A 7,149-nucleotide genomic window follows, 5' to 3' on the forward strand; every position below is an offset into this window, starting at 1 on the left:
GGTCAAGGACGGCGTCCCGCTGCTCTACTTCGACGAGGTCGACTACGACGAGAACGGCACCCCGGTGCTCGCCTCTTTCGAATGGCACACCAGCGACGTCTTCGAGATGTGGCTCAACCGGCGCGCACAACCGCCAGCCCACCGCACCGAGACCGCCCCGGCTCTCGCTGAGGCGCAGTCCTAAATCACTCGGTGAACGGCCGGGCACGCTCCCCAGCGTGCCCGGCCGTCCCCATTCTCAAGGTAGTCCGGACCGGCTAGCCGATCAGCGCCAACACCGCCCCGGCGGCAACAACACCGCCCGCTTCGGTGCGGACGTCAGTGACGGTGCCGTCCCGGTGCGCGGAGACCTGGGTTTCCATTTTCATGGCTTCAAGGACCACCACCGGGTCCCCGGCAGAGACCTCGGCGCCGGGCTCGACGAGCCACTTCACCACGGTCCCGGCCATGTCGGCGCGCAGCTCGCCGGGGTCGGCAGCGGCAGCGCCGCCGTCGGGCACTGCTTCCAACGACAGCCCGGCGGGCAGCGGACCTCCGGACAGCGTCCGATTGGACAGCGCCCAGCCGTCCAGCAGATCGGCCGGAAGGCCGACGGCGAGGCGCCGTCCGTCCACGTCGACGGTGATGGTGCGGCGTTCGCCACCGGGGGCGGTGGTGCTGTAGTCGGGGTCGGCGGAGATCGAGACATTGTCCGCGAAGTCGGTTTCGATCCAGCGGGTGTGGATGCCGAGCCCGTCCTCGGAGGTGAAGTCCGGGGACTCCAGCACGGCCCGGTGGAACGGCAGCACGGTGGCGACGCCGGTGATCCGCATTTCGGCGAGGGCCCGGCGGGCGCGGCGCAGGGCCTGCTGCCGGTCCGCGCCGGTGACGATCAGCTTCGCGAGCAGGGAGTCGAACTGGGGCGCGACGAAGGAACCGGAGCGGACGCCGGTATCGAGGCGGATGCCCGGGCCGGTGGGGCCGACGAACTCGCCGATGGTGCCCGGCGAGGGCAGGAAGCCGCGGCCCACGTCCTCGGCGTTGAGCCGGAATTCGAAGGCGTGTCCACGCGGTGCCGGGTCCTCGGTCAGGCGCAGCGGCTCCCCCGCGGCGATCCGGAACTGTTCCTGGACGAGGTCGATCCCCGTAGTTTCCTCGGTGATGGGGTGCTCCACCTGGAGCCGCGTGTTGACCTCGAGGAATGCCACCGTGCCGTCCGCCGCGACCAGGAATTCCACCGTGCCGGCGCCGGAGTAGCCGGCCTCCCGGCAGACGGCCTTGGCGGCGTCGTAAATCAGCTTGGTCTGCTCTTCGCTGAGGAACGGTGCGGGAGCCTCCTCCAGGAGCTTCTGGTGCCGGCGCTGCAGGGAGCAGTCGCGGGTTCCGACGACGACGACGTTGCCGTGCGTGTCCGCCAGGACCTGAGCCTCGACATGGCGCGGACGGTCCAGATAGCGCTCCACGAAGCACTCGCCCCGGCCGAAGGCGGCAACTGCTTCACGGACGGCGGAGTCGAAGGCTTCCTCGACCTCGTCGATGACCCGGACCACCTTCATGCCGCGGCCCCCGCCGCCGAAAGCGGCCTTGATGGCGATCGGCAGGCCGTGCTGTTCGGCGAAGGCCCGGGCCTCGGCAGCCGTGTCGACGGGACCGTCGCTGCCGGCCACCAGGGGTGCGCCGGCCCGGACGGCCGCGTCGCGGGCCGTGATCTTGTTGCCGAGCAGCCGGATCGCGTCCGGCGTCGGACCGATCCAGGTCAGTCCGGCGTCCAGGACCGCCTGGGCGAAGTCGGCGTTCTCGGAGAGGAAGCCGTAGCCGGGGTGGACGGCGTCCGCACCGGACTCGGCCGCCACGTCGAGGAGCTTGGGGATGTTCAGGTACGTGTCCGCGGGCGAGTTGCCATCCAGGCTGAAGGCAACATCTGCGGCGGAGACGTGCAGGGCGTCGGCGTCGATGTCGGCGTACACGGCGACGGACGCCAGCTGCGCGTCGTCGCAGGCCCGGGCTATGCGGACCGCGATTTCTCCACGGTTGGCGATCAGGACCTTGCGCATCAGTTACTCGCTTCTTCTTCGGTGGTGGTGGCTTCGGTAGTGCCGTGTTCGGTGGTGGCGGATTCGGCCCAGCGGAAGCGGATCTTGCCGCCGATGGGTACCTGCGCGGCGAGGTCCAGTTGGGAGTCGACCACCACGGCGATCACCGGGTAGCCGCCGGTGATGGGGTGGTCGGCCAGGAAGAGTACGGGCAGGCCCTCCGGCGGGACCTGCAGGGCGCCCGCCACGGTGCCTTCGCTGGGCAGTTCGCCCTGGCGGCTGCGTTGCAGCGGGGTCCCGTCCAGCCGCATGCCGACCCGGTTGGACTGCGGCAGCACGGACCAGTCCTGGGCGGTGAAGGAGTCCAGTGCCGCCTGGTCGAACCAGTCGGCGCGGGGGCCAGGTACGACGTCGAGGACGGTCACCCCGGTGCCCGGGTAGTCGGGCTGGAGTTCGGGAGCCCCGACGACGCCGGACTCGGCTTCTCCGCCGGCGGCCAGACGTTGCCCGGCGGCCAGGGGCGCCGGACCGATCCCGGACATCGTGTCCGTGGAGCGGCTGCCCAGCACCGGCGGGGCATCCACCCCGCCGCGGACCGCGAGGTAACTGCGGAAGCCGCTCCGCGGCGCACCGAGGCTGAGCGTTTCGCCGTCGAGCAGCGCGAAGGGAGTGGCCACCGGCACGGTGCGCTGCCATGTATCGCCGGCGTCATCCGGCGCCGACGCGATGCTCAGTTCCGACGGCGCGCCGGCGACGGCGAGGACCTGGTCCCCCACGGCCTGGACCTTAAGGCCTCCGGCGACGGTCTCAATGGCGGCCGCGGCGGGGGCGTTGCCGACGAGGCGGTTGGCCCGGCGCAGCGAGGCCCGGTCCAGCGCGCCGGCGGCGGAGACGCCCAGGCCGGAGTGGCCGTCCCGGCCGAGGTCCTGGATCAGGCTCTGCAGGCCCGGTGAAACGATCCGGAGTCCGCGGGCGGCGTCTGCGGCAGCCGGTTCCGGCGCGGTGCCGGCATCCTCGGCCGCGGGCTCTGCGACTGTCTCCCCGACTGCTTCTGCGGCTGAGTCTGCGACGAGCACCGCATCCCGGACGGGGCGGAACTGCACCCGGTGGCCGGGGGCCGCCAGGGCGGGCTGGTCCCGGTCCAGGTCCCACATCCGGGCGGTGGTGCGCCCGATCAGCTGCCAGCCGCCCGGGGAACGGCGCGGGTACACGGCCGAATAGTTGCCGGCCAGCGCCACGGAACCTGCGGGCACGGCGGTGCGCGGCGAGCTGCGGCGGGGCACTTCCAGCTGCTGGTTCTCCCCCACCATGTACCCGAATCCGGGGGCAAAGCCGGCGAAGGCCACGGTCCAGACCTGGCCGGAATGGGCGGCGATCACGCCCTCCGTTCCGAGGCCGGTGAGCCGCCCGACCTCGGCGAGGTCCTCGCCGTCGTACACGGTGTCGATGACCACCAGCTCGCCGTCGAGCTGCACAGGTGCGGTGAGGTCGAGCTGCAGCAGCCGGGCGCCGATGCGCCGGGCCGAGGCCGGGGAATCTGCCTTGACCAGGACGGTCTCGGCCGCGGCCAGGACGTCCTGCTGGCCCGGCAGCGGCTTCTCCAGCAGCAGCGCCTGCAGGGCAAGTACGTCCTGGGTGCCGGAGAGTTCGGCCAGGACCGCGCGGGTTCCCACAGCCCGCACGGAGCGGACCTTGTGGGCTGCGGGCTCTTGTGCCTTCAGGGGTTCCCCTGCTGTCTCAATCACGAGTTGCCTCAATCATTGTTCCGGTGAAATCATGCCGGCGGACAGGATCCGCTGAAGAAGATCCGACGTGCTCAGGCGCGGGCTTCCTGCAGGAGCCGCTCTTCTTCGTCGGTATGCGGGTTGCGCCCGATGGCCAGCCCGATCACCGTCACGATCGAGGCGACCGCGAGGTAGCCGGCGATCAGGAACCAGTTGCCGCTGGCAGCGAAGAGGGCAGTGAAAACCAACGGTGCGATGGCGCCGCCGACCACGCCGGCAAGCGTGTAGGCCAGCGAGCTGCCGGCGTAGCGCAGCCGGGCCGGGAACTGTTCGGTGATGTAAGCAGCCTGCGGGCCGTACATGAAGGCGTGGAAGGCCAGCCCGATCACGATGCCGATGGTCAGCGTGGTGACCGACTTGTCCTGGATCATGACGAAGAACAGCGGGATGTACACGGCGGTTCCGACGGCGGCGATGCCGTATACGAGGCGGCGGTTGACGCGGTCCGTGAGGGCGCCCGCCGCGGGGATCAGGACCAGCTGGAAGGCGGAGCCGATCAGGATGGCGGTCAGTACGTTGCTGGTGCTCATGCCCAGTTCCTTGGTGGCGTAGACGGCCATGAAGACGGTGAGCAGGGAGTACAGCACGTCCGGGCTAATGCGGGACAGGGCGGCGGCCACGAGGGCGCGCGGCTCCTTGGTGAAGACCTCCTTGATGGGGGCCTTGGGCTGTTCGCCGTGGGCCTGGATGGCCTTGAAGACGGGGGTTTCCTCGAGCTTGAGCCGGATCAGCAGGCCGAAGGCCACCAACACGGCCGAGGCGAGGAAGGCCACGCGCCAGCCCCAGGAGAGGAAGTCTTCGTTGCTGAGCGTCGCGGCGAGCACGGCCAGGACGCCGTTGGCCATCAGGTTGCCGGCGGGCGGGCCGATCTGCGCGGCGGAAGACCAGAAGCCGCGCCGCTTGGCGTCGCCGAATTCGCTCGAGAGCAGGACGGCACCGCCCCACTCGCCGCCGACGCCGATGCCCTGCGCCAGACGAAGCAACACGAGGATGATGGGTGCGGCTATACCGATGGTGGCGTAGCCCGGGAGCGCGCCGATCAGCACGGTTGCGATGCCGATCAGCAGCAGGGTGGTCACGAGGACGTGCTTGCGGCCGATCTTGTCACCGAGCCGGCCGAAGATCACGCCGCCGATGGGACGGGCGAGGTAGCCCACCGCAAAGGTCGAGAAGGACAGCAGCAGCCCGACGTATTCGTCGTTGCCCGGGAAGAAGACCTTGGGGAACACCAAGGCCGAGGCCACGGAGTAGATCGCGAAGTCGTAGTACTCCAGCGAGGTGCCGGTGAGGCTCGCGACGTAGGCCTTGAGGGCACCGGGCGGGATCCTCCTCTTGCCGGCGGCCGGGGTGGCCTGATGCGGTGCTGCAGTCATGATTTCCTCCAGGTGTGCGGGGTGCTGCCTGTTGCTTGGGTTTAAGTGGTTGGTCCCGGTGGAACCGGGTACGAAGCGGTGAAGCTGCGGCCTAGACGAAGGCGGCGGTGGTGATGTTCGCGGCGTTGAGCGCTTCGCGGACAGCAGCGGCCATGGCGACGGCCCCTGGGGAGTCACCGTGCACGCAGATGCTTTCGGCGCGGATTTTCAGGATGGAGCCGTCGATGGTGCGGATGGCTGAATCGGTTGCCATCCGGAGGACGTGCTCAGTGACGAGAGCGGGGTCCTCCAGTACGGCTCCGGGGAGCGCACGGGATACGAGGGTGCCGTCCGGGTTGTAGGCCCGGTCCGCGAAGGCTTCAGTGACCGCGCGGAGGCCGGCGGCCTCGGCCAGGCGCAGCACTTCCGAGCCCGGCAGGCCCAGTATGGGCAGGTTCGGGTCAACGGATTTCACGGCGTCGACGACGGCCTTCGCCTGTGCGGTGTGCGAGACGATCGCGTTGTAGAGGCCGCCGTGCGGCTTGACGTATTTGACCGTGCCGCCCTCGACGGCGGCCAGCGCCTGCAGCGCACCGATCTGGTAGACGACGTCGTCGGCCAGTTCGATCGGGTCGATGTCCAGGAAGCGGCGGCCGAAGCCGGCCAGATCGCGGTAGCCGACGTGGGCGCCGATCACGACGCCGGCGGCAACCGCCTCGCGGCAGGTCCGGCGGATGACGCTGGGGTCACCCGCGTGGAATCCGCAAGCCACGTTGGCGCTGGAGACCGAGCGGAACATCGCTGTGTCGTCGCCTAGGGTCCAGCGTCCGAAAGACTCGCCAACGTCGCTGTTCAGGTCGATGGTTGCCATTTGTGATCCTCGTCTCATGATAGCCCCCTACTAGGATGCATCAATTTCTCCGATTGTTCAACAATCCGACGATTCAACATTGGGACAATCGTGTAGATTCGGCACTATGACGACTTCCGATTCGGCTGCCGGCTCCGCCCTCGGCGCGGCTGCGGCGCGGCTGCGCGTGGCCGTTCCCTCCGTGGCGGACCGGGTGGCGGCTGAACTGCGCCTGCAACTGGCGGAGGGCCTGCTCCTGCCGGGAGCCCGGCTCACCGAGTCGACCATCGCCGAAGACCTGGGCGTTTCCCGCAACACTGTCCGCGAGGCCTTCGCCGAACTGGCGGCCGAGCGATTGGTGGTCCGGCACCCGAACCGCGGCGTCTTCGTGGCCAGCCTCGAGGCCGGCGACATCCACGACGTCTACACGGTGCGCCGCGCCATTGAAGTCAGTGCGATCCGCGGCGGTGGCAGCCCGGAGCGCGTGGCCGCGGTCCGCGCTGCCGTGGAAGAGGGCAAGGCCGCCGCCGCCGCCAATGACGAGGAAGGCCTGGGCAGCGCCAACCAGCATTTCCATGGCGCGATTGTGGCCTTGGCGGGCAGCCGGCGGCTGGACACGATCATGTCCCAGGTCCTGGCCGAGATGCGGCTGTTCTTTCACAAGGCCACCGTGGATGCGCATTTCTACCGGGGCTACCTGCCGGACAACGAGGAAATCTGCCGCGCCCTGGAAGCCGGAGACCTGGACCGCGCCGGCGAGCTGCTGCTGGCCTATTTGGACCGGTCAGAGGAGCGCCAGGCCGCCGTCCACGGCGAGTGAGCCCGCCCTTCCGGCACGCTCCGCGACGCACCTGCGACGCACATCCAGCCCCGCGACGCGCAGAATTCCTTCCGACGCCGGGATTCGGAACCTGTCAACCTCTTTGAGACGGATTCGCTAGTTCGCGGGTTCGTTTCCTGGGGTCGTTGATCCAGCTTTCGGTGTGGACGGTGGGTGCCCGGGGGCGCTGGTGGTGCCTGTGGGGGTTCGCTGCCCATGCGGTGTCCAGGGCCCTCTGGCGTCGTTCCCGGCACTCGGGCCAGGTGCCCTCGTGAACGGATTCCGGGGTGTAGTAACCGATCCCGGAATGGCGGTGCTCGGTGTTGTAGGC

General features: G+C 69.5%; 6 protein-coding genes and 1 pseudogene. 2 read left to right on the forward strand and 5 right to left on the reverse strand.

What is annotated here, in order from left to right; all coding sequences use genetic code 11:
• Positions 1-184: hypothetical protein (locus AC1DZQ_RS22360; protein WP_476965553.1), on the forward strand; the 184-nt coding region annotated here is incomplete at its 5' end.
• A gap of 73 nt (positions 185-257) precedes the next feature.
• On the opposite strand, the gene AC1DZQ_RS22365 is transcribed toward AC1DZQ_RS22360, so the two are convergent.
• The 4 genes from AC1DZQ_RS22365 to AC1DZQ_RS22380 form a co-directional block, all read right to left on the reverse strand.
• Positions 258-2,033 carry an acetyl/propionyl/methylcrotonyl-CoA carboxylase subunit alpha gene (locus AC1DZQ_RS22365; protein ID WP_476965554.1) on the reverse strand — a complete coding sequence of 592 codons (1,776 nt, stop codon included), beginning with the start codon at positions 2,031-2,033 and terminating at the stop codon, positions 258-260.
• Entirely contained in the window at positions 2,033-3,757 is a 1,725-nt protein-coding gene (locus tag AC1DZQ_RS22370) for a 5-oxoprolinase subunit B/C family protein (protein ID WP_476965555.1), read from the reverse strand. Before AC1DZQ_RS22370 ends, AC1DZQ_RS22365 begins: the two co-directional genes overlap by 1 nt.
• A 71-nt stretch (positions 3,758-3,828) precedes the next feature.
• Positions 3,829-5,169, reverse strand: coding sequence for an MFS transporter (locus tag AC1DZQ_RS22375; protein ID WP_476965556.1), 1,341 nt, complete (start codon positions 5,167-5,169; stop codon positions 3,829-3,831).
• A 91-nt stretch (positions 5,170-5,260) separates the two neighbouring features.
• Positions 5,261-6,019 (reverse strand): LamB/YcsF family protein, encoded by a 759-nt coding sequence (locus tag AC1DZQ_RS22380; protein WP_476965557.1) that lies wholly within the window; start codon positions 6,017-6,019, stop codon positions 5,261-5,263.
• A 106-nt stretch (positions 6,020-6,125) separates the two neighbouring features.
• On the opposite strand from AC1DZQ_RS22380, the gene AC1DZQ_RS22385 reads away from it, so the two are divergent.
• The gene (locus AC1DZQ_RS22385) at positions 6,126-6,818 is read left to right on the forward strand and encodes a GntR family transcriptional regulator (protein WP_476965558.1); all 693 of its coding nucleotides are present in this window, start codon (positions 6,126-6,128) and stop codon (positions 6,816-6,818) included.
• Between the two features lie 94 nt (positions 6,819-6,912).
• Here the strand turns inward: AC1DZQ_RS22385 and AC1DZQ_RS22390 are convergent.
• Positions 6,913-7,149, reverse strand: a pseudogene (locus AC1DZQ_RS22390) (hypothetical protein); the annotation flags it as partial.

The sequence above is a fragment of the Arthrobacter sp. P1_C12_2 genome, assembly GCF_056406415.1.